Annotated in this window: 20 protein-coding genes and 1 riboswitch; of the genes, 10 read left to right on the top strand and 10 right to left on the bottom strand. The window is 55.1% G+C overall.

Annotated features, from left to right (window positions below):
* The first annotated feature begins 3 nt into the window (after positions 1 to 3).
* A complete protein-coding gene (locus HV107_RS17400) occupies positions 4 to 507 on the top strand; it encodes a fimbrial protein (protein ID WP_182060111.1) in 504 nt (167 codons plus the stop codon).
* Here HV107_RS17400 and dinG read toward each other — a convergent pair.
* Positions 494 to 2671 carry an ATP-dependent DNA helicase DinG gene (gene dinG, locus HV107_RS17395; RefSeq protein WP_182060110.1) on the bottom strand — a complete coding sequence of 726 codons (2178 nt, stop codon included), beginning with the start codon at positions 2669 to 2671 and terminating at the stop codon, positions 494 to 496. The two genes, HV107_RS17400 and dinG, sit on opposite strands and share 14 nt — an antisense overlap.
* Positions 2672 to 2768: 97 nt before the next feature.
* Complete coding sequence (rhlE, locus tag HV107_RS17390; RefSeq protein WP_182060109.1) at positions 2769 to 4154, bottom strand: ATP-dependent RNA helicase RhlE; 1386 nt, start codon at positions 4152 to 4154, stop codon at positions 2769 to 2771.
* Positions 4155 to 4393: 239 nt separating this feature from the next.
* On the opposite strand from rhlE, the gene cecR reads away from it, so the two are divergent.
* From cecR to HV107_RS17365, 5 genes are read left to right on the top strand one after another with little or no spacing between them, the layout of a single operon-like run.
* Positions 4394 to 5071, top strand: a complete 678-nt coding sequence (gene cecR / locus HV107_RS17385) for a transcriptional regulator CecR (protein WP_182060108.1) — start codon at positions 4394 to 4396, stop codon at positions 5069 to 5071.
* Positions 5068 to 6063: a secretion protein HlyD gene (hlyD, locus tag HV107_RS17380; protein ID WP_182060107.1), complete on the top strand. Its 996-nt coding sequence runs from the start codon at positions 5068 to 5070 to the stop codon at positions 6061 to 6063. The genes cecR and hlyD overlap by 4 nt, the downstream gene beginning before the upstream one ends.
* Entirely contained in the window at positions 6056 to 7795 is a 1740-nt protein-coding gene (locus HV107_RS17375; RefSeq protein ID WP_182060106.1) for an ATP-binding cassette domain-containing protein, read from the top strand. The genes hlyD and HV107_RS17375 overlap by 8 nt, the downstream gene beginning before the upstream one ends.
* Positions 7785 to 8918, top strand: a complete 1134-nt coding sequence (locus tag HV107_RS17370; RefSeq protein ID WP_182060105.1) for an ABC transporter permease — start codon at positions 7785 to 7787, stop codon at positions 8916 to 8918. The genes HV107_RS17375 and HV107_RS17370 overlap by 11 nt, the downstream gene beginning before the upstream one ends.
* Before the next feature lie 9 nt (positions 8919 to 8927).
* A complete protein-coding gene (locus HV107_RS17365; RefSeq protein WP_182060104.1) occupies positions 8928 to 10034 on the top strand; it encodes an ABC transporter permease in 1107 nt (368 codons plus the stop codon).
* Here HV107_RS17365 and HV107_RS17360 read toward each other — a convergent pair.
* A complete protein-coding gene (locus tag HV107_RS17360; RefSeq protein ID WP_182060103.1) occupies positions 9996 to 10406 on the bottom strand; it encodes a YbhQ family protein in 411 nt (136 codons plus the stop codon). The two genes, HV107_RS17365 and HV107_RS17360, sit on opposite strands and share 39 nt — an antisense overlap.
* A 133-nt stretch (positions 10407 to 10539) precedes the next feature.
* On the opposite strand from HV107_RS17360, the gene HV107_RS17355 reads away from it, so the two are divergent.
* Genes HV107_RS17355 through HV107_RS17345 form a run of 3 tightly spaced genes read left to right on the top strand, consistent with a single transcriptional unit; the run spans position 10540 to position 13498 of the window.
* On the top strand, positions 10540 to 11301 hold the full coding sequence (locus HV107_RS17355) for an endonuclease/exonuclease/phosphatase family protein (RefSeq protein ID WP_182060102.1): 762 nt from the start codon (positions 10540 to 10542) through the stop codon (positions 11299 to 11301).
* The gene (gene clsB, locus HV107_RS17350) at positions 11298 to 12536 is read left to right on the top strand and encodes a cardiolipin synthase ClsB (protein ID WP_182060101.1); all 1239 of its coding nucleotides are present in this window, start codon (positions 11298 to 11300) and stop codon (positions 12534 to 12536) included. Before HV107_RS17355 ends, clsB begins: the two co-directional genes overlap by 4 nt.
* Positions 12536 to 13498: a YbhN family protein gene (locus HV107_RS17345; protein WP_182060100.1), complete on the top strand. Its 963-nt coding sequence runs from the start codon at positions 12536 to 12538 to the stop codon at positions 13496 to 13498. Before clsB ends, HV107_RS17345 begins: the two co-directional genes overlap by 1 nt.
* A 91-nt stretch (positions 13499 to 13589) precedes the next feature.
* Here HV107_RS17345 and HV107_RS17340 read toward each other — a convergent pair whose 3' ends face one another.
* The 6 genes from HV107_RS17340 to moaA form a co-directional block, all read right to left on the bottom strand.
* A complete protein-coding gene (locus tag HV107_RS17340) occupies positions 13590 to 14297 on the bottom strand; it encodes a Bax inhibitor-1/YccA family protein (protein WP_182060099.1) in 708 nt (235 codons plus the stop codon).
* A 64-nt stretch (positions 14298 to 14361) separates the two neighbouring features.
* The gene (gene moaE / locus HV107_RS17335; RefSeq protein WP_014069430.1) at positions 14362 to 14814 is read right to left on the bottom strand and encodes a molybdopterin synthase catalytic subunit MoaE; all 453 of its coding nucleotides are present in this window, start codon (positions 14812 to 14814) and stop codon (positions 14362 to 14364) included.
* A 1-nt stretch (position 14815) separates the two neighbouring features.
* Entirely contained in the window at positions 14816 to 15061 is a 246-nt protein-coding gene (gene moaD / locus HV107_RS17330; RefSeq protein ID WP_182060098.1) for a molybdopterin synthase sulfur carrier subunit, read from the bottom strand.
* A complete protein-coding gene (moaC, locus tag HV107_RS17325; protein ID WP_166717434.1) occupies positions 15054 to 15539 on the bottom strand; it encodes a cyclic pyranopterin monophosphate synthase MoaC in 486 nt (161 codons plus the stop codon). The genes moaD and moaC overlap by 8 nt, the downstream gene beginning before the upstream one ends.
* A 3-nt stretch (positions 15540 to 15542) precedes the next feature.
* Positions 15543 to 16055 (bottom strand): molybdenum cofactor biosynthesis protein B, encoded by a 513-nt coding sequence (gene moaB, locus HV107_RS17320; RefSeq protein ID WP_182060097.1) that lies wholly within the window; start codon positions 16053 to 16055, stop codon positions 15543 to 15545.
* 24 nt (positions 16056 to 16079) lie between these two features.
* Positions 16080 to 17069 carry a GTP 3',8-cyclase MoaA gene (gene moaA, locus HV107_RS17315; RefSeq protein ID WP_182060096.1) on the bottom strand — a complete coding sequence of 330 codons (990 nt, stop codon included), beginning with the start codon at positions 17067 to 17069 and terminating at the stop codon, positions 16080 to 16082.
* A riboswitch (molybdenum cofactor riboswitch) is annotated at positions 17057 to 17191 on the bottom strand. (Overlaps the previous gene by 13 nt.)
* Positions 17192 to 17417: 226 nt before the next feature.
* Between moaA and yvcK the strand changes: the two genes are divergently transcribed.
* Positions 17418 to 18326, top strand: coding sequence for a uridine diphosphate-N-acetylglucosamine-binding protein YvcK (yvcK, locus tag HV107_RS17310; protein ID WP_182060095.1), 909 nt, complete (start codon positions 17418 to 17420; stop codon positions 18324 to 18326).
* Between the two features lie 610 nt (positions 18327 to 18936).
* On the opposite strand, the gene uvrB is transcribed toward yvcK, so the two are convergent.
* Positions 18937 to 20952 (bottom strand): excinuclease ABC subunit UvrB, encoded by a 2016-nt coding sequence (gene uvrB, locus HV107_RS17305; RefSeq protein ID WP_182060094.1) that lies wholly within the window; start codon positions 20950 to 20952, stop codon positions 18937 to 18939.
* Positions 20953 to 21699 lie beyond the last annotated feature (747 nt).

Genomic DNA, 21699 nt, shown 5'->3' with positions numbered 1-21699 from the left:
GGGATGATGAGAACGTTACTATTTTTACTCGCGTTGATGAGCCTCTCCGCGGGCGCGACTGACGTTACGCTGAATATCGAGGGCAACATTTACGACACGACCTGCGAGGTCGACAGTGCCAGCCAGAATATGGTGGTGGATCTGGGGCAGGCCGTGTCCACTGATTTCAAGAATGTCGGCGATACCGGTCCGTGGAAAGATTTTGATTTAAAACTGACAAATTGCCCGCCAACGCTGGCGGTTGCCACTATCTCTCTTGATGGTCAGCGCGATGCCATACATCCCTTTAAGTTCGCCAATAGCGGAACCGCAAAAGGAATGGCATTAGAGTTAGCCGATCGTCTGGATTATATCGTGCTTGCACCCCAGGCCAGATTCAGTGCGGTCATTGATGCCAGCACGCACATGGCCGATTTTCCGATGGCGGCACGCTATTACGCGACCTCAATGCCCGTCGCGGCAGGCACCTTCAGCAGCGTTGTGCAAGCCACCTTTACTTACCAGTAGGACCGCGCCTCTTAGCACGGATGCTTTTTTTACGCCCGGCGGCCACTTTTGTCGGGCTTTTTTTCACTTCCGGAACGTCCGGTTGTTCAATCGGAAACACCGGCAGCGCGTTCAGTAAGCGCTGGCCGTAGTTCTTGGTCAGCAGACGTTTGTCATAAATGACAATCTCGCCCCAGCAGCCGTGGCTACGAATCAAACGCCCCACTTGCTGAATCAGGTTAAACGATGCCGCAGGCAGGCTTTGTACTTCAAACGGATAACGATTCAGGCTTTTCAGCCACTCGCCTTCGGTGATCACCACCGGGCTATCGATAGGCGGGAAGGCAATTTTATGAATGTGGACCTGCGTCAGGTAGTCCCCTTTCAGATCCAACCCTTCTGCAAATGACTGCAATCCAACCAGCACGCTGCGTTCACCGTTGTCGATGCGTTTGCGGTGCAGCTCCACCAGCCGATAGCGCGGCTGATCGCCCTGCACCAGCAGCAACAACCGCAGGTCAGTAACATGTTCCAGGAAGCGCTGCATCGCGCGCCCGCTGGCAAACAGCACCAGCATCCCGGAGTGTTTTTTGCTCTCAACCTGCTCGCGGAAGTAGGCGGCCATCTCGGCAATATGCTGCTCTTCGTTGTCGATAAGCGGTTCATACTTCATACGCGGGATCACAAGCTTCCCCTGCTCGCAGTGGTTAAACGGCGAGTCCAGCGCCACGAAGCGATCGCCCGCTTTCTCTTTCAGGCCGCTCATTTCCTGCAAACGTGAAAAACTGTTCAGGGAACGCAGCGTGGCCGACGTCACCACCACATGCGGCACGCTACGCCAGATAAGTTTTTCCAGCTGATCGGCCACGCGGATCCCCACGCAGTGGAAAAACAGATGTGCCTGGCCGTCTTTCACTTCACGGGTGGCCCATTTGGTGACCGGCGCGCCAGAGGCCTGCGCCATCGAGGCCAGTCGCCACAGCTTACTTTGTGCTTCAAACATCCCCAGCGCGCGGTTCATCTGGAGCAGGATGCGGTGCAATCGCACCACATCATGCGTACCGGTTTTCTCACTGAGATCGTTTAAAAACATCTCCGCCAGCCCGCGCAGCTTTTCAAGATGCTTTGCCAGTTGCTGACAAATCGCCATCACTTCATTCGGGAGTTCGCCCATCGCAAAGCGATGTTCAGCCTCCTGCGTTGCCGGAAGCCAAAGATTGAGGATGTTATTGAGTGAGGCAATCAGGCTATAAGCCTCTTCGCAGTGTTCGCTCAGACGCTCAGGCACTGCCAGCGGTGGCGTGGTTTTAGGACGGAACTGCTCCATACACGTCGCCACCAGTTTGCAGAACAGATCCAGCTGCAAGCGAAACCACGGCGCAGTGATCTCAGCGCTCATTTCCAGCGCGTCCCGCGCCACATCTGGCAAATGGTGGCCTTCATCCAGCACCAGCAGCAAATTTTTCGGTTCCGGCAGAACCGCTTCGCTTTCCAGTGCGGCCATCACCAGCGCGTGATTAGCCACCACCACTTCTGCTTCCTGAATTTCACGGCGTGCGACAAAAAACGGGCATTCGCGGTAGTAGTGGCAGTTACGGTTCAGACAGCTGGCTTTATCAGTACTGAGCCGACGCCACAGGTCATCGCCTATGGCCTGATCGGTGTGATCGCGCAGGCCGTCCCACTTATAGCTATCCAGAGAGGCTTTTAGCTTCGCACACTGATCCTGCTCGGCTTTGTTGTTTGGCGTCAGCTCGTCATCCAGAAATGCGAGCAGATCCTGCTGCGTGGGCTCGCTGCTGGCAAGCGCCGTCAGGTTACGCGGGCAAACATAACGCCCGCGCCCAAATGCCGCCGTAAAGCGCAGATCCGGGATAATTTTGCGCAGCAGCGGTAAATCTTTGCTGTAGATCTGATCCTGCAACGCCACGTTGGCGGTACTGACCACCAGCGTTTTTTGTTCTTCACGGGCGATGGCAATGCCGGGGATCAGGTACGACAGAGTTTTCCCGACCCCCGTGGGGGCTTCAATCGCCAGATGTCGCCCGTCGTCCCCGGCGAGCGTTTTTGCCACGTCAGCAATCATCTGCCGCTGCGGCGCTCGGGGGATAAAGTCGGGGATCTGCTGTTGTAACGCCTTATACCAGGCGCCAATTTGCGCTTTTAGCGCAGCGGTTAAAGCCATCGGAAAACCTGAAACACTGTATAAACAGCCACTATTGTGGCACTTTCTTTTCGTTGTCGCAAAAAGAAAAGCCCGGCTTTACGGCCGGGCTTCCAGATTACTGCGCGCTGGCAGGTTTACGCGGGCGGCGTCGGCGTTGGCCTTCTCCTGCCGGTTTCCCTTCGCCACTGCGCCACGGGTTTTCACCCGCTGGTTTTGCCTCGTTGTTGCGACGCGGCGGTTTGCCTGATGCTTTTGGCGCGCCACCTTCAGCACGACGCGGTTGCTGGCCACGACCGCCACCACCCTGACCACGGCCACCGCCACCCTGACGGCCGTTCTGAATCGGCTCGGCTTTAATGGACGGATCCACTTCGTAGCCCGGGATTTCGATGCGTGGGATCTCTTTTTTCAGCAGACGTTCGATGTCACGCAACAGTTTGTGCTCATCAACGCAGACCAGAGACAACGCTTCACCGGTTGCCGCGGCACGACCGGTACGGCCGATACGGTGAACATAGTCTTCCGGCACGTTTGGCAGCTCGTAGTTCACCACGTGTGGCAGCTCTTCAATGTCCAGACCACGCGCGGCGATGTCGGTTGCCACCAGCACGCGAATATCACCAGATTTAAAATCTGCCAGCGCACGGGTACGCGCGCCCTGGCTCTTGTTACCGTGAATAGCGGCGCTGCGAATGCCGTCTTTATTCAGCTGTTCCGCCAGGTGGTTGGCACCATGTTTGGTACGGGTGAACACCAGCACCTGCTGCCAGTTGCCCTGGCCAATCATCTGCGAGAGCAGTTCCCGCTTACGTTTTTTATCAACGAAATGCACATGCTGGGTCACCTGCTCGGAGGCCGTGTTACGGCGCGCCACTTCCACTTCCAGCGGGTTATGCAGCAGTTTCTCAGCAAGGGCTTTGATTTCGTCAGAGAAGGTCGCAGAGAACAGCAGGTTCTGGCGACGTGACGGCAGCTTAGCCAGCACACGACGAATATCATGAATGAAGCCCATGTCCAGCATCCGGTCAGCTTCATCCAGCACCAGGATTTCGATGCTATCGAGCTTCACCGCATTCTGGTGTTCCAAATCCAGCAGACGACCCGGCGTTGCCACCAGCACGTCCACGCCACCGCGCAGTTTCATCATCTGCGGATTGATGCTAACCCCGCCAAAGACCACCAGTGAGCGAATGTTGAGATAGCGGCTGTACTCACGCACGTTCTCACCAATCTGTGCTGCCAGTTCACGGGTTGGCGTGAGGATCAGGGCGCGCACCGGGCGACGACTTTTTGCGTGCGGCTGGTTTTTAACCAACAGCTCCAGGAGCGGCAGGGTAAAGCCAGCGGTTTTACCGGTACCGGTCTGGGCGCTGGCCATCAGGTCGCGGCCTTGCAGCACGGCAGGGATTGCCTGCGTCTGAATTGGGGTAGGCTCAACGTAGCCCTGCTCTGCAATCGCGCGCAGAATTTCCGGGTTCAGGCCAAGGGAATCAAAAGACATAAAAACTCCGAACCGCCCCGACCATCACAGGTGTAGTTTTCAGGGAGATATAACGAATATGAGAGGACAAAAACCACAATGTCGCGAAGCAGCGGAGTGTAGCAGCTTTTGTGACGTGGCGCATAAAATATCCCTCTGTGATTCATCGACGAAATATTTCCCGCACAAGAGTGCAACTGGACAAAATTGTGAACCGGGCATAATCTTAATCAATCGATTGATTAATTTTAAGTGCTGCTATGAATACAACCCCGACAACAACCAAAGGCGAACAGGCCAAAAGCCAGCTTATCGCCGCCGCCCTGGCACAGTTTGGCGAGTATGGACTTCATGCCACCACGCGCGATATTGCCGCGCAGGCCGGGCAGAACATAGCGGCCATTACCTACTATTTTGGCTCAAAAGAGGATTTGTACCTCGCCTGCGCACAGTGGATTGCCGATTTTATCAGCACGCATTTTCGCCAGCACGTTGACGAAACCACCGCGCTGTTCAGCCAGCCCTCGCCTGACCGGGCCGCCATCCGTCAGCTTATCCTTAACGCCTGCCATAATATGATCCGCCTGCTGACGCACGACGATACGCTGAACCTGAGTAAGTTTATCTCACGCGAACAACTCTCGCCTTCCGCCGCCTACCAGTTGGTTCACGATCAGGTGATCTCCCCAATGCACACGCACCTGACCCGGCTCATTGCGGCCTATACCGGCCGTGATGCCAGCGATACTGAGACCATTTTGCATACCCACGCCCTGCTGGGCGAAGTACTGGCTTTTCGCCTGGGACGGGAAACCATTTTGTTACGCACCGGCTGGACACAATTTGATGAGGATAAAGCCGCGCAGATTAGCCAGGTGATCACCTGTCACCTTGATCTGATCCTGCAAGGCTTAACGCAAAGGAGCCTGAAGTCATGAAAAAACCTGTCGCCATCATTCTGGTGGTCGTTATTCTGCTTGCTGCGGGGATCGGTGGCTGGCTGTGGTATCAGAGCCGACAAGACAACGGCCTGACGCTGTACGGCAACGTCGATATTCGAACGGTGGACATGAGTTTCCGCGTTGGCGGCCGCCTGGCTTCGCTTTCTGTTGATGAAGGTGACACGATTAAAACCGGGCAGACGTTAGGCGTGCTGGACACCGCGCCTTACGAGAACGCGCTGATGCAGGCAAAAGCAGGCGTTTCCGTCGCCCAGGCACAATATGACCTGATGCTGGCAGGCTATCGCGATGAAGAAATTGCCCAGGCCGCGGCGGCAGTCAAACAGGCGCAGGCCGCCTACGACTATGCGCAGAACTTCTACGCCCGTCAGCAGGGGCTGTGGAAAAGCCGCACCATTTCCGCCAACGACCTGGAAAATGCCCGTTCTTCCCGCGACCAGGCGCAGGCAACGCTTAAATCCGCGCAGGATAAATTAAGCCAGTATCACACCGGTAATCGCCCGCAGGATATCGCACAGGCCAAAGCCAGCCTTGAACAGGCGCAGGCGCAACTGGCGCAGGCACAACTGGATTTGCATGACACCACGCTGGTTGCCCCGTCCGACGGTACGCTAATGACCCGCGCCGTAGAGCCCGGCAGCATGTTAAGCGCAGGCAGCACCGTACTGACCCTTTCGCTGACGCGCCCGGTGTGGGTGCGTGCCTATATCGACGAGCCGAACCTCAGCCAGGTCAGGCCTGGGCGTGAGCTGCTGCTTTATACCGATGGTCGCCCTGACAAGCCATACCACGGCAAGGTGGGCTTTGTGTCGCCAACCGCTGAGTTCACGCCGAAAACCGTTGAAACGCCAGATCTGCGTACTGACCTGGTCTATCGTCTGCGCATCATTGTGACAGACGCTGACGATTCCCTTCGTCAGGGGATGCCGGTTACCGTGAAATTCACCGACGGGGAACGACATGAATGATGCGGTTATTCAACTCGACAATCTGGTAAAACGCTTCGCGGGCATGGATAAACCCGCCGTCGCGCCGCTGAACTGTACGCTGCAAAAGGGCTATGTCACGGGGCTGGTTGGCCCCGATGGCGCAGGCAAAACCACGCTGATGCGAATGCTCGCCGGGTTACTCAAACCTGATGACGGGCGCGCCCGCGTGCTGGGGCTTGATCCCGTCCAGGACGACAGCGCCCTTCACGCCATGCTGGGGTATATGCCGCAGAAATTCGGTCTGTACGAAGATTTAACGGTGATGGAAAACCTGAATCTGTATGCCGATTTACGCAGCGTCACCGGGGAAACACGGCAAAAAACCTTCGCCCGCCTGCTGGAATTTACCTCGCTCGGGCCGTTCACGGAGCGCCTCGCGGGTAAGTTATCCGGCGGGATGAAGCAAAAACTCGGGCTGGCCTGCACGCTGGTGGGTGAGCCAAAAGTGCTGCTGCTTGATGAACCCGGCGTGGGCGTGGATCCCATTTCGCGCCGTGAGTTGTGGCAAATGGTGCACGAGCTTGCAGGCGACGGGATGCTGATTCTCTGGAGCACGTCTTACCTCGACGAAGCGGAACAGTGTCGCGATGTCTTGCTGATGAACGAAGGAGAGCTGCTTTATCAGGGCGAGCCGACAAAGCTCACGCAAAGCATGGCCGGGCGCAGCTTCTTGTTGCACAGCCCGCAGGAGTCCAACCGCAAGCTGCTCCAGCGAGTGTTGAAACTGCCGCAGGTCAGCGACGGGATGATTCAGGGGCGATCTGTGCGGGTCATTCTCAAAAAAGAGGCCACGGTGGACGACATTCGCCAGGCGCAGGGAATGCCGGATGTGGAGATAGAAGAGACCGCACCGCGTTTTGAAGACGCGTTTATCGACCTGCTGGGCGGTGCAGGAACGTCAGAATCCCCGCTGGGGGCGATCCTGCATACCGTTGATGGCACACCAGGCGAAACGGTGATTGAAGCCAAATCCCTGACCAAAAAGTTTGGCGATTTTGCCGCCACCGACAACGTCAATTTCGCGGTGAAACGCGGCGAGATCTTTGGCCTGCTGGGCCCCAACGGTGCGGGCAAATCCACCACCTTTAAAATGATGTGCGGCCTGCTGGTGCCAACCTCTGGTAAGGCGCTGGTGCTGGATATGGATCTGAAAGTGAGCTCCGGGAAAGCGCGGCAACACCTCGGCTACATGGCACAAAAATTCTCGTTGTACGGCAACCTGACCGTTGAACAGAACTTACGCTTTTTCTCCGGCGTTTACGGCCTGTGCGGGCGCGCGCAAAACGAGAAAATCAGCCGCATGAGCGACGCGTTCAGCCTGACGAACATTGCCTCTCACGCCACTGACGACCTGCCACTCGGTTTCAAGCAGCGTCTGGCACTGGCCTGCTCGCTGATGCATGAACCTGACATCTTGTTTCTTGATGAGCCAACCTCTGGGGTTGACCCCCTCACCCGCCGCGAGTTCTGGCTGCACATCAATAGCATGGTGGAGAAAGGCGTTACCGTCATGGTGACCACTCACTTTATGGATGAAGCGGAATATTGCGACCGCATCGGGCTGGTGTATCGCGGCAAATTGATCGCCCACGGCACGCCGGATGATCTGAAAAGCCAGGCCGCCGACGATAAGCAACCGGACCCCACCATGGAGCAGGCGTTTATCACGCTCATTCACGACTGGGATAAGGAACACGCTAATGAGTCATAACGCGATTTCATGGCGCCGGGTGCGGGCGTTATGCATCAAAGAAACCCGCCAGATCGTACGCGATCCCAGCAGCTGGCTGATTGCGGTAGTAATCCCGCTGCTGCTGCTGTTTATCTTTGGCTACGGGATAAACCTCGACTCCAGCAAGCTGCGGGTGGGGATTTTGCTGGAGCAGCACAGCGAAGAGGCCCTGAATTTCACCCACGCCATGACCGGCTCGCCCTACATTGACGCCACCATCAGCGACGATCGCCAGGCGTTGATCCAGAAAATGCAGGCGGGGAAAATTCGCGGCCTGGTGGTTATCCCGGTCGATTTCGCCGCCAACATGGCGCGCGCAAATACCGACGCGCCGATTCAGGTCATCACCGACGGCAGCGAGCCTAACACCGCCAACTTTGTGCAGGGCTATGTCGAAGGCATCTGGCAGCTCTGGCAGAAACAGCGGGCGGAAGACAGGGGGGAAACCTTCGAACCGCTGATCGACATACAGACCCGCTACTGGTTTAACCCTGCCGCCATCAGCCAGCATTTTATTATTCCGGGTGCGGTGACCATTATCATGACGGTGATCGGGGCTATCCTCACGTCGCTGGTGATCGCCCGCGAGTGGGAGCGCGGTACCATGGAAGCGCTGCTCTCAACCGAGGTCACGCGGGTGGAGCTGCTGCTCTGTAAGCTTATCCCCTATTACTTCCTCGGAATGCTGGCCATGCTGCTCTGTATGCTGGTGTCGGTGTTCATTCTGGGAGTGCCTTATCGCGGTTCGCTGGTGCTGTTGTTCTTTATCACCAGTCTGTTTTTACTGAGCACCCTGGGCATGGGGCTGCTGATTTCAACCATCACCCGTAACCAGTTTAACGCCGCGCAGGTTGCGCTAAACGCCGCCTTTTTGCCGTCTATCATGCTGTCGGGCTTTATCTTCCAGATAGACAGTATGCCAGCCGTCATCCGTGCGGTGACCTATATCATTCCAGCGCGTTATTTTGTCAGTACGCTGCAAAGCCTGTTCCTGGCCGGGAATATTCCGGCGGTGCTGATTGTCAACATCCTGTTTTTGATGGTGTCAGCGGTAATGTTTATTGGGCTGACGTGGGTAAAAACCAAACGGCGACTGGATTAAGGAGCGAGCATGTTTCACCGTTTATGGACATTGATCCGCAAAGAGCTGCAATCGCTGCTGCGCGAGCCGCAAACCCGCGCCATTTTGATCCTGCCCGTGCTGATCCAGGTATTCCTGTTCCCGTTTGCTGCGACGCTTGAGGTGACGAACGCCACCATTGCCATCTACAACGAGGACAGCGGGAAACACTCCGTAGAGCTGACGCAGCGTTTTGCCCGGGCGAAAGCCTTTACCCACATTCTGCTGCTGAAAAGCCCCAGGGAGATCCAGCCCACCATCGACACGCAAAAAGCGCTGCTGCTGGTGCGTTTCCCGGCCGACTTTTCCCGCAACCTGGATACCTGGCAGACTGCACCGATGCAGCTGATTCTGGACGGGCGTAACTCGAACAGTGCGCAAATTGCCGCAAATTACCTGCAACAGGTGGTCAAGGACTATCAGCAGGAGCTGATGGAAGGCAAACCTAAACCCAACAACAGCCAGTTGGTGGTGCGTAACTGGTATAACCCGAATCTGGACTACAAATGGTTTGTGGTGCCGTCGCTTATCGCCATGATCACCACCATTGGTGTGATGATCGTAACCTCGTTGTCGGTCGCCCGTGAACGCGAGCAAGGCACGCTCGATCAACTGCTGGTTTCCCCGCTGGCCACCTGGCAGATTTTTGTCGGTAAAGCCGTTCCGGCGCTGATTGTTGCCACCTTCCAGGCGACAATTGTGCTGGGCGTGGGGATCTGGGCATATCAAATTCCCTTTGCCGGATCGCTGGCCCTGTTCTACTTCACTATGGTGATTTACGGTCTGTCACTGGTGGGATTTGGTCTGTTGATTTCAGCGCTGTGCTCCACGCAACAGCAGGCGTTTATCGGGGTATTCGTCTTTATGATGCCGGCGATCTTGCTCTCGGGGTATGTTTCTCCCATCGAGAACATGCCGGTGTGGTTGCAGGATCTTACATGGATTAACCCCATCCGGCACTTTACGGATATCACCAAACAAATTTATCTCAAGGATGCAAGTATGGGGATTATCTGGGGAAGTTTGTGGCCGCTTTTGGTTATAGCGGCCACGACAGGCTCAGTGGCGTACGCGATGTTTAGACGAAACATTGCGTAGCTTTTTCTCTTTGGTCAGCAGTGAGACAACCGCAGGCCCTGCAAGAATTGCCAGACCCGCCAGGGCCAGCAGCAGGTTGTTTTGCAGCACACGCGACAACAGCCAAAGCACGATCATTGCAGCACCAAAATACCAGGTGGTGGTGAGCTCTTCGAGCACATCACCCACCTCGCGCCAGCGCGCTTCATGGTGGCGCTGTAAAAACAGCATCGACAGTACGGTAACACCGTAAAGAACACATAACCCTAAGCCAACATGCACCAGCGTACCGCTCATCCAGCCCATCACCAGTACGGCCACGACCAGTAAATGCAACATTATCTGCCAGCAACTCAGGCCAGTTGCGACACGAACACGTTGTTGCCACTTCATGGCTTCTCTCCTGAAGAACATTTCTCTGCTAATTCAGACTACCGCACTTTACGGAAAATTCCGTAACACCGCATCTTTTTGTGACGCCTACTACACTTTATTTTCATCAGGATAGTCACCCCGGAAGGTGCTTATGACGCATAAAACGCAGCATTTATCGCTTAAAGTGCTGACAATTAACATTCACAAAGGCTTCACTGCATTTAACCGTCGCTTCATGTTACCGGAGCTGCGCGACGCTGTACGCACCGTCAGTGCTGACATCGTCTGCCTACAGGAAGTTATGGGCGCCCATGATGTGCACCCAATGCATGTCGAAAACTGGCCCGACACGCCGCACTACGAATTTCTGGCAGATACGATGTGGAGTGATTATGCCTATGGGCGTAACGCGGTTTACCCTGAAGGCCACCACGGCAACGCGGTACTATCGCGTTTCCCGATCGAATATTACGAAAACCGCGACGTTTCTGTGGGCGAAAGCGAAAAACGCGGGCTGCTTTACTGCCGCATTATCCCACCCGAACTGGAATTTCCCGTTCACGTTGGCTGCGTGCATCTCGGCCTTCGTGAAGCGCACCGTCAGGCGCAGTTAAAGATGCTGGCCGAATGGAGCAACGCCCTACCGGAAGGTGAGCCGGTGGTGGTGGCGGGTGATTTTAACGACTGGCGTCAGCGGGCCAATCACCCACTGAAGGTGGATGCCGGGCTGGAGGAGATTTTTACCCGCGCCAATGGCCGCCCCGCGCGGACGTTCCCGGTGCGCTTTCCCCTGCTGCGACTTGACCGCATCTACGTGAAAAATGCCCATGCCAGCAGCCCGACTGCCCTGGCGTTACTCAACTGGCGCCATCTTTCCGACCACGCCCCGCTTAGCGTGGAGATCCACTTATGAGATGCTCATGGCAGGAAGGAAACCGCATCACGCTGCTGGAAAATGGCGATAACTATTATCCTGCGGTGTTCAAGGCCATTGACCATGCACAGCAGAAAGTGATCCTCGAAACCTTTATCTGGTTCGAGGACGAGGTGGGGAAACAGTTACATAGCGTGCTGCTGCGCGCCGCCCTGCGCGGCATTAAAATCGAAGTGCTGCTCGACGGCTATGGTTCTCCGGATCTGAGCGACGAATTCGTCAATGAACTCACGTCGGCGGGCGTGATATTCCGCTACTACGATCCCGGCTCGCGTCTGTTTGGCATGCGCACCAATCTCTTTCGCCGTATGCACCGCAAAATTGTGGTGGTTGATGAAGCGGTAGCCTTTGTCGGCGGCATTAATTATTCCGCAGAACATATGTCTGACTATGGCCCTGAGGCCAAGCAGGATTACGCGATCCGTATCGAAGGCCCGGTAGTTCAGGACATTTTACTGTTCGAACTGGAAAACCTGCCGGGTAAAGATGCTGTGCGACGCTGGTGGAAGCGCCACCATCGCCCGGAAGAGAACCGCAAGCCCGGCGAAGCGCAGGCGCTGTTTGTCTGGCGGGATAACGGCGAGCACCGGGATGATATTGAGCGTCATTATCTGAAGATGCTGGCGAATGCGAAGCGCGAGGTAATTATTGCCAACGCCTACTTCTTCCCTGGCTACCGCTTGTTGCACGCCATGCGCAATGCAGCACGTCGCGGTGTGCGGGTGAAACTGATTGTGCAGGGCGAGCCCGATATGCCGATTGTCAAAGTCGGCGCACGTCTGCTGTATAACTATCTGGTAAAAGGCGGTGTGCAGATTTACGAATACCGCCGCCGACCGCTGCATGGAAAGGTCGCACTGATGGACGATCACTGGGCGACCGTTGGCTCCAGTAATCTCGATCCGCTGAGCCTGTCGCTCAATCTTGAAGCCAATCTGATCGTCCACGATCGCCAGTTCAACCAAACCCTGCGCGATAACCTTCAGGGACTGATCGTTAACGACTGCGTGCGAGTGGATGACTCTATGGTACCGAAACGTACCTGGTGGAACCTCGGTATCGGCGTGGTGGTGTTCCACTTCCTGCGCCATTTCCCGGCCATGGTCGGCTGGCTGCCCGCGCACACACCTAAGCTTGCACTGGTACACCCGCCGGTGCAGCCTGAAATGGAAACACAGGATCGCGTTGAAGTGGAAGATGGAGGAAAAACCTGATGTCACAATCCCATCCTCACTGGCGCCTGGCTAAGAAAATCCTCACCTGGCTTTTCTTTATCGCCGTCGCGGTGTTGCTGGTGGTGTACGCCCAGAAAGTCGACTGGGAAGAGGTGTGGAAGGTTATCCGCAACTACAACCGCATGGTACTGCTGGGCGAGTCTGGGCTGGTGATTGTAAGTTACCTGATTTACGGCTGCTACGACCTGCTGGGGCGCGCCTACTGCGGGCACAAGCTGGCAAAGCGCCAGGTGATGCTGGTGTCGTTTATCTGCTACGCCTTCAACCTGACGCTGAGCACCTGGGTCGGCGGCATTGGAATGCGTTACCGCCTCTATTCGCGTCTTGGACTGCCCAGCAGCACCATCACCCGCATTTTCTCATTGAGCATCACGACCAACTGGCTGGGTTACATTCTGCTCGGCGGGGTGATCTTCACCACCGGCGTGGTGCAGTTGCCTGCTCACTGGTATGTCGACGAAACCACGCTGCGGATTCTGGGCATGGTGCTGCTGCTGATTATCGCCTTCTATCTGTGGGCCTGTGCGTTTGCTAAACGCCGCCATATAACCATCAAAGGGCAAAAACTGGTGCTGCCATCATGGAAGTTCGCGGTATTACAGATGGCGATTTCCAGCGCCAACTGGATGGCAATGGGGGCGATTATAGGGCTGTTGATTGGCGAAGACGTGAATTACTTCTTTGTGCTTGGCGTGCTGCTGGTGAGCAGTATCGCGGGTGTAATTGTCCATATCCCGGCAGGGATTGGCGTGCTGGAAGCGGTGTTTATCGCCCTGCTTGCCGGGGAGCGCGTCTCTCAGGGAACGATTATCGCCGCCCTGCTCGCGTATCGAATGCTCTATTACTTCCTGCCGCTGGCGCTGGCGACGGTCTGTTATTTGCTGCTGGAGAGCCGGGCGAAAAAGTTGCGGGAGAAGAATGAGAAGGCACTGGCAAAATAAAAGCAAAACGGCAACAAGGTTGCCGTTTTTAGTGTTTGTTCCCTCTCCCGTGGGAGAGGGTCAGGGTGAGGGCACCAGGCCGCACCAACCTCTAGCGACGGTTGCCCAGAATACGCAGCAGCATCAGGAACAGGTTGATAAAGTCCAGATACAACGTCAGCGCACCAAGGATGGAGTATTTGCGCAACGTTGAGCTATCGCGCACGTCAATCTGCTCGCCGATATTTTTCAGTTTCTGGGTGTCGTAGGCCGTCAGCCCGACGAAGACAATCACCCCAATGTAGGTCACCGCCCACATCAGCGCTTCACTCTTGAGCCACAGGTTCACCAGCGATGCCAGCACGATCCCAATCAGCGCCATAAACAGCATACTGCCAAAACCGCTCAAATCGCGCTTTGTGGTGTAACCGTACAGGCTCATCGCGCCGAACATCCCGCCGCTCACCACAAATGTACTGGCGATGGAGGAATAGGTGTAAACGATGAAAATACTCGAAAGCGTTAGCCCGGTCAGCGCCGAGTACAGCATAAACAGCGTGGTCGCCATGCCGGCGCTGAGCTTTTGCACCAGGCCTGAGAGGACAAACACCAGCGCCAGTTGGGCGATGATCAACCCAAAGAAGGTGATTTTGCTGGAAAAGATAAACATCATCAGATCAGGTGTATTTGCGGCGTACCACGCAATAAACGCGGTCAGCAGCAGGCCGACTGTCATCCAGCCGTACACCTGGGCCATATACGTTTGCAGCCCGGTTCGGGTCTGCTGCACTATAGAATCGGAACGCGGAAATCGGTCCATGATTCACTCCTGATTAAGATTAAGTAGACACACGTTTTAAGACTAACACATCCACGTAAACAGACTACCAACGACCAGCAGCTTGTTTATCGCTGTCACGCGATTCCACCCACCGCTCACCTTCTGGCGTCGCTTCACGCTTCCAGAATGGCGCTTTGGTTTTGAGGTAGTCCATAATAAATTCGCCCGCCGCGAACGCGCTGCTGCGATGCGCACTGGTCACGCCAACAAACACGATCTCTTCACCCGGCCACATTTCGCCGATGCGGTGGATAACCGTGACGCGCCCGAGCGGCCAACGTCCACGCGCCTCGTCCACGATCTCCGCCAGCGATTTTTCGGTCATGCCCGGATAGTGCTCCAGCGTGAGCGCTTTCACGCTGTCGCCAAGATTGTGGTTACGCACTTTGCCAGTGAAGGTGACAACCGCGCCATCTTCATCGCGCTCCGCCAGCCAGCTGTATTCTGTACCGACACTGAAGCGGTCATGACCTACCAGAATTCGGGTTTCAGCCATTTCAGCCTCCTGTCACCGGCGGGAAGAACGCCACTTCGTCACCGGCCTTCAGCGGATGGTTAAAATCCACCAGAGTCTGATTAACTGCCGCCAGCAATTTGCCTTCATCCAGCGCCAGCGCCCAGCGGTCGCTTTGTTCTGCCAGATGTGCGCGCAGTGCGGCAACGTTATCGAATGAGGTTTCCAGGGTCAGACTATCGGTGTTGACCAGCTCGCGGACCTGAGCAAAAAAGAGCACTTTAATCATGGCTGTCCACCTTAAAATCGCCAGATTTCCCGCCGCTTTTTGCCAGCAGACGAACCGGGCCAATCACCATGTCTTTTTGCACGGCTTTACACATATCGTAGATGGTCAACGCGGCGACAGAGGCCGCCGTCAGCGCTTCCATCTCAACGCCGGTTTTCCCGGTTAAACGGCAAAGTGATTCAATTCGCACGCGGTTGTGTTCCGGCTGCGCCAGCAGGTTTACCTCAACCTTACTGAGCATCAACGGGTGGCACAGTGGGATCAAATCCCAGGTCCGTTTCGCGGCCTGGATACCGGCAATGCGTGCGGTAGCAAACACATCACCCTTGTGGTGGCTGCCATCGATAATCATCGCCAGGGTTTCAGGCAACATGGTAACGAAAGCTTCAGCACGCGCTTCGCGCACCGTCTCGGCTTTGGCAGACACATCCACCATATGCGCTTCGCCAGCGGCGTTAATGTGGGTCAGTTGTGACATAACTTATTTCTTTAAATGGGGATGGAAATTACACGGACGGGTGCGGGCATCGAGCTGCGGCGCGATGATGTTCTCCCACGCGGTACGGCACGCTTTGGTGGAGCCCGGCATGGCAAAAATCAGCGTTTTGTTCGCTACCCCCGCCACCGCGCGTGACTGCAAGGTTGAGGTGCCAATCTCTTCAAATGAGAGCATCCGAAATACTTCGCCAAAGCCTTCTACTTCGCGATCAAACAGGGGAATCAACGCTTCGGGAGCCTGATCTCCTGCGGTAAAACCAGTACCGCCTGTAATCAGCACCACCTGCACTTCATCACCGGCGATCCACTGGGAAACCTGGGCACGGATGGCGTAGCGGTTCTCTTTAACAATCGCTTTAGCAACAATATGGTGCCCGGCTTCGTGTGCCGCATCGCGCAACCAGTGGCCGGAGGTATCATCCTCTTCACCACGGCGTTCAGAAACGGTAAGAATAGCAATACGTGTCGGGATAAATTCTGCGCTTACCTGACTCATCTTCTGGTTCCTTCTTAAGACTGATTACCCGCCAATGTATGACAGGTTCTGAGTAATTCCGGTGTTGCCCTGATGCAGGAAATGGGTCTGTTTTTTATGCGTCAGCGCTTCGGAAATACGCGCTTCAAGCGCGTCCTGTTGAGAGTCGTCTTCCAGCAGATCGCGAAGGTCTACGCCACCATCCCCGAACAGGCATAAGTGCAGCTTGCCCACAGACGAGACGCGCAGGCGATTACAGCTGGCACAGAACTCTTTCTCATAAGGCATGATAAGCCCGATTTCCCCTTCGTAATCAGGGTGGCAAAAGACCTGCGCCGGGCCGTCGCTGCGCTGGCGGATCTGGTGGATCCAGCCGCGTTTCAGCAGTTCGTCGCGCAGCACCATGCCGGAGATGTGATGACGACGGAACAGCTCGCTGCCCTCGCCGGTTTCCATCAGCTCAATAAAACGCAATTGAATGCGGCGTGATTTGATCCACGCCAGGAAGGTGTCCAGTTGATGGTGGTTTACATCGCACATTAGCACCGTATTGACTTTCACCTTCTCGAAACCGGCAGCAAACGCCGCATCAATGCCGTCCATCACCTGCCGAAACTTATCCTGGCCGGTAATTGCATGGAACTGGCGGGCATCAAGGCTATCGACACTGACGTTGATCGCCGTCAGGCCAGCGTCACGCCAGTTCGCCACGTCCCGCGCCATGCGATACCCATTGGTGGTAACCGCAATTTGACGGATACGGTCGTTTTCGCGCACAGCAGCGATAATATCGGGAAAGTCGCGACGCAGAGAAGGTTCTCCCCCGGTCAGCCGCACTTTTTCGGTGCCGAGTTCAGAGAACGCACGCGTGACGCGGCGCACTTCATCCACGGAGAGAAAGCCATTATTGGTGGTACTGCCAGGTTTGTAACCGTCAGGCAGACAGTAGGTGCAACGGAAATTGCACACATCGGTAATCGACAGACGTAAGTAAAAGAACTTACGCGCGAAAGCATCAGTAAGTTGTGAAGCCATGTACACCTTTCCAGATACGGGAGGCACAGTCATTTCTTTCTGTACCCTGGTGGCAAATCCGCCACGGCCAGAGCGCCATATCTTTCGACACAGGCACAAAGGCTAGAGTGTATGTTTTCAAATTCGAAAACGTGGTTTAGGCGATAGTAGCGCGGAAATCACCTCTTCGCCATTATCGGTTTTCGCTATATAATTTTATATATAGCGACATGATCGTGCATTTTCGTAACAGAATACGCAAAAACGGTACTTTCGCATTGATATACGTCATTTTGCACCGGGTGAAGCATCGTCTTTTAGGGGTAGTTAGGTTACTGTTACGCTGTTCGAACGTGATAAGGAATAGGTATGCGCAATCGCACTTTTGCGGATCTTGATCGGGTAGTCGCTCTTGGCGGAGGCCACGGTCTGGGGCGAGTGATGTCTTCACTTTCCTCTCTTGGATCCAGGCTTACAGGGATAGTCACTACAACCGATAACGGCGGTTCTACAGGGCGCATTCGTCGTTCGGAAGGCGGTATCGCGTGGGGCGATATGCGTAACTGCTTAAATCAGTTAATTACCGAACCGAGCGTGGCGTCAGCGATGTTTGAGTACCGTTTTGCCGGTAATGGCGAACTTTCTGGCCATAACCTCGGAAACCTGATGTTAAAGGCGCTGGATCACCTGAGCGTTCGCCCTCTTGAAGCCATCAATTTAATACGTAATCTGCTTAAAGTTGATGCGTTCCTGATTCCGATGTCTGAACAACCGGTCGACTTGATGGCAATTGATGTGGAAGGCCATGAAGTTTACGGCGAAGTGAATATTGACCAGCTGACCCTGCCGCCGAAAGAGCTCATGACATATCCGGGCGTTCCCGCTACGCGTGAAGCCGTCGATGCTATCGGCGAAGCGGATTTGATCCTGATTGGGCCGGGAAGTTTTTACACCAGCCTGATGCCCATTCTGCTGGTAAAAGAGCTGGCTCAGGCCCTGCGCAGAACACCAGCTCCGGTGGTCTATATCGGTAATTTAGGGCGTGAACTGAGCCCGGCGGCAGCAAGCCTGACGCTTGCGGACAAGCTCGGTATCATGGAGCAGTACGTCGGGAAAAAAATCATCGACGCGGTTGTGGTTGGGCCGAAAGCTGATGTGTCGGGGATCGGCGCACGCGTGGTGGTGCAGGAGCCACTGGAAGCCAGCGATATTCAGTATCGCCACGATCGTCATCTGCTGCGTGAAGCACTGGAGAAAGCGATTCAGGCGTTGGGTTAAGGTTTTGCTTCAGTGCGGTCTGGTGCCCTCACCCCGCCCCTCTCCCACAGGGAGAGGGAGAAAACACTAAAAATGGCAGCTTTTGGCTGTAATGCCAGTCAGTTAAGCGATATTAAGCCACTCTGTTATTTTAGTGGCATCGTTCCGTTCACTCAGACTTTCCTGCTACCTGCATAATCCGCTGCAGTGAACGTGCTAAGGGGGCGGCGGCAGCCCCCTTAGCAATCCCGGCTCCCGGCAAAGAAAATCACCGCTTCGCGGTACCCTCAACCTTCTCTGCGGCCTGAAAATGGCACGGTTGTTGAGTCCCGCAGAAATCGGCGAACCGGAGGCCGGATGACAAGGGCTGGACGCCATGGATGGCGGCCAGAGGCGAAATGAGACAGGATGTCGAGTCGAGCCGACCGCAGGCAGACGGTCGGGAGGTGAGCGCAGTGCGAAGCACCGATTTCATTGCGGGCCGCGGGAATTGATAAGGGGGCCGCGGTGGCCCCCTTATCCCGTTCACAGGTTCTGAACGAATTATTTTCTGCTGATATTAAGGTGAACGGAATCATGCACCGTGCTTAACTGACAAGCAGTACAGCTTTTGGCTGCCATTTTGCTTTTGTTACGATGCTGCAATAAACAAATCCCGCAACTGATGCAGCTGGTCACGGATTTGCGCAGCCTCTTCAAACTCCAGATTCTGCGCGTGTTGCATCATCTGCGCTTCCAGCTCATGAATTTTCTGCTGGAGCGCTTTTGGTGTCAGCACGACAGTATCTTCTTCCACCACTGAACGCGCCTTGCCCCGCCCTTTTGCTTTTGTTTTGGCGATGTTCTGACCCAGCGCCAGAATATCCACCACCTTCTTGTTCAGCCCTTGCGGCGTAATACCATTTTCTTCGTTATAACGCTGCTGTTTCTCGCGTCGACGTTCCGTTTCACCAATCGCTTTCGCCATCGATGGGGTTATCTTATCGCCGTAGAGGATCGCCTTACCGTTCACGTTACGCGCGGCACGGCCAATGGTCTGGATCAGGGAACGCTCAGAACGCAGGAAGCCCTCTTTGTCGGCGTCCAGAATCGCGACCAGCGACACTTCAGGCATATCCAGACCTTCTCGCAGCAGGTTGATCCCCACCAGTACGTCGAACTCGCCCAGACGCAGGTCACGGATAATTTCCATACGCTCCACGGTATCGATATCCGAGTGCAGATACCGCACGCGCTCACCGTGTTCTTCAAGATATTCAGTCAGGTCTTCCGCCATGCGCTTGGTCAGGGTCGTCACCAGCACGCGTTCATTGATGGCAGCGCGGATACGAATCTCAGACAGAAGATCGTCAACCTGCGTAGCAACAGGGCGTACTTCGATAATCGGATCCAGCAGACCGGTAGGACGCACCACCTGGTCCACCACCTCGTCGCCCGATTTCTCCAGTTCATAGCTGCCCGGCGTTGCCGACACGTAGATAGTTTGCGGAGCAAGTGCTTCAAACTCTTCAAACTTCATCGGGCGGTTATCCAGCGCTGATGGCAGGCGGAAACCGTACTCTACCAGCGTCTCTTTACGTGCCCTGTCGCCGCGATACATGCCGCCAATCTGCGGAATCGTCACGTGGGATTCATCCACCACCAGCAGGCCGTCCGCCGGAAGGTAGTCAAACAGGGTTGGCGGTGGCTCGCCCGGCCCGCGGCCAGAGAGGAAGCGCGAGTAGTTTTCGATACCGGAGCAGTAACCCAGCTCGTTCATCATCTCCAGATCAAACTGGGTACGCTGGCTTAAACGCTGCTCCTCGAGCAGCTTGTTATTCGCCAGTAGCACCTTACGGCGGTCTGCCAGCTCGTCTTTAATATCTTCCATCGCCTGCACAATACGTTCACGCGGGGTCACGTAGTGCGTTTTAGGGTAAACCGTGAAACGCTGAATGACCGATTCCACATGCCCGGTCAGCGGGTCAAACAACGACAGCCGCTCAACCTCTTCGTCGAACAGTTCAACACGCAGTGCAATATCGTCTGACTCTGCCGGGAAGATATCGATAACTTCGCCGCGCACGCGGAACGTACCACGCTGGAAGGCCTGGTCGTTGCGGGTGTATTGCAGCTCTGCCAGGCGGCGCAAAATCGCACGCTGATCGATGATCATCCCCTGGGTAAGGTGCAACATCATCTTCAGGTACAGGTCCGGGTCGCCCAGACCGTAGATAGCGGACACCGAAGCCACCACAATCACATCGCGGCGTTCCAGCAGTGCTTTGGTTGCCGACAGACGCATTTGTTCGATGTGTTCGTTCACCGACGCATCTTTTTCGATAAAGGTATCGGAGCTTGGGACATACGCTTCTGGCTGGTAGTAATCGTAGTAAGAAACGAAGTACTCCACCGCGTTCTCCGGGAAGAACTCTTTCATCTCACCATAAAGCTGAGCCGCCAGGGTTTTATTCGGGGCAAGCACCATAGTGGGGCGCTGGAGATCCGCAATGACGTTGGCAACGGTAAAGGTCTTACCCGAGCCGGTAACGCCCAGAAGCGTCTGATGTGCCAGACCGTCTTCCAGCCCCTCTTCCAGGCGACGGATCGCCTCAGGCTGGTCGCCTGAAGGGCTGAAAACAGAATTCAATTTGAACGGTTTACTCATGGGCGATGACCTGATGACGTAATTAGCGGCAGGTGAGTAATTTTACTCGCAGCTGCCAGGATTGCCAGTAAAAAATACTGGATGAAAAACCAGTGGCGTGTCAGGATATTTAGAGTAGCGTTCGATTGATTAGCGTAATCCCGGTCAAAATTTAGACTGCGACAAAATAAAACACCAGCGAACCCGGGTTATCCCCAGAACTTTTTCTTTTTTAACATTTGTCAAGCCGTGTAATGAAAGTTTTGTGGCAACCAGTGACAGTTTCATTACGCTAATTGCTTTTATATAACAATTTGATTTTTAACCGATATTTTCTAAAGCCGCGTTTCGCACCAATTCAGGTGTAAGCCGCGTGTTCTCTCGCTTATCGCGTGTTTTCTAACTCTAATACACATGGTTATCCACAGGAATAGTGGATAACTGCTTCCAGCCCGTATAGACCGCCACTCAGCTAATTCCCGGTTTTTCCCACCGGTGGGGTGACAAAAAAATTTTATAGCTGTTTTTTGATGATAATCAGTTGCGTCAGACATAACGGTTTGGTGAGATCTTAATCACAATTCAGTGATTTTATCGCTGCACCACAACTCAACACCGCCAGCACTGCCACTGTGCAATTCCGTGCCGCATCCCTACCTTGCCCCAGGCTCATTCCTAAAAAAGTCTCTTTTTTAATCAACTTAACGGTTCTGGCAGGAGTTTTGCACAATCCGTACGAGCCATACCCACATCGATTTTTAAGGAGAG

The sequence above is a fragment of the Enterobacter sp. RHBSTW-00175 genome, from assembly GCF_013927005.1.
GTDB lineage: Bacteria > Pseudomonadota > Gammaproteobacteria > Enterobacterales > Enterobacteriaceae > Enterobacter.
Note: the sequence above shows the minus strand (reverse complement) of the source record. Positions and strands in the feature narration are given on the sequence as shown.

Bases quoted from the DNA above. Each gene is read 5' to 3' on its own strand.
- HV107_RS17400 (WP_182060111.1), top strand. From the start codon at position 4: ATGATGAGAACGTTACTATTTTTACTCGCGTTGATGAGCCTCTCCGCG.
- dinG (WP_182060110.1), bottom strand. From the start codon at position 2,671: ATGGCTTTAACCGCTGCGCTAAAAGCGCAAATTGGCGCCTGGTATAAG.
- rhlE (WP_182060109.1), bottom strand. From the start codon at position 4,154: ATGTCTTTTGATTCCCTTGGCCTGAACCCGGAAATTCTGCGCGCGATT.
- cecR (WP_182060108.1), top strand. From the start codon at position 4,394: ATGAATACAACCCCGACAACAACCAAAGGCGAACAGGCCAAAAGCCAG.
- hlyD (WP_182060107.1), top strand. From the start codon at position 5,068: ATGAAAAAACCTGTCGCCATCATTCTGGTGGTCGTTATTCTGCTTGCT.
- HV107_RS17375 (WP_182060106.1), top strand. From the start codon at position 6,056: ATGAATGATGCGGTTATTCAACTCGACAATCTGGTAAAACGCTTCGCG.
- HV107_RS17370 (WP_182060105.1), top strand. From the start codon at position 7,785: ATGAGTCATAACGCGATTTCATGGCGCCGGGTGCGGGCGTTATGCATC.
- HV107_RS17365 (WP_182060104.1), top strand. From the start codon at position 8,928: ATGTTTCACCGTTTATGGACATTGATCCGCAAAGAGCTGCAATCGCTG.
- HV107_RS17360 (WP_182060103.1), bottom strand. From the start codon at position 10,406: ATGAAGTGGCAACAACGTGTTCGTGTCGCAACTGGCCTGAGTTGCTGG.
- HV107_RS17355 (WP_182060102.1), top strand. From the start codon at position 10,540: ATGACGCATAAAACGCAGCATTTATCGCTTAAAGTGCTGACAATTAAC.
- clsB (WP_182060101.1), top strand. From the start codon at position 11,298: ATGAGATGCTCATGGCAGGAAGGAAACCGCATCACGCTGCTGGAAAAT.
- HV107_RS17345 (WP_182060100.1), top strand. From the start codon at position 12,536: ATGTCACAATCCCATCCTCACTGGCGCCTGGCTAAGAAAATCCTCACC.
- HV107_RS17340 (WP_182060099.1), bottom strand. From the start codon at position 14,297: ATGGACCGATTTCCGCGTTCCGATTCTATAGTGCAGCAGACCCGAACC.
- moaE (WP_014069430.1), bottom strand. From the start codon at position 14,814: ATGGCTGAAACCCGAATTCTGGTAGGTCATGACCGCTTCAGTGTCGGT.
- moaD (WP_182060098.1), bottom strand. From the start codon at position 15,061: ATGATTAAAGTGCTCTTTTTTGCTCAGGTCCGCGAGCTGGTCAACACC.
- moaC (WP_166717434.1), bottom strand. From the start codon at position 15,539: ATGTCACAACTGACCCACATTAACGCCGCTGGCGAAGCGCATATGGTG.
- moaB (WP_182060097.1), bottom strand. From the start codon at position 16,055: ATGAGTCAGGTAAGCGCAGAATTTATCCCGACACGTATTGCTATTCTT.
- moaA (WP_182060096.1), bottom strand. From the start codon at position 17,069: ATGGCTTCACAACTTACTGATGCTTTCGCGCGTAAGTTCTTTTACTTA.
- yvcK (WP_182060095.1), top strand. From the start codon at position 17,418: ATGCGCAATCGCACTTTTGCGGATCTTGATCGGGTAGTCGCTCTTGGC.
- uvrB (WP_182060094.1), bottom strand. From the start codon at position 20,952: ATGAGTAAACCGTTCAAATTGAATTCTGTTTTCAGCCCTTCAGGCGAC.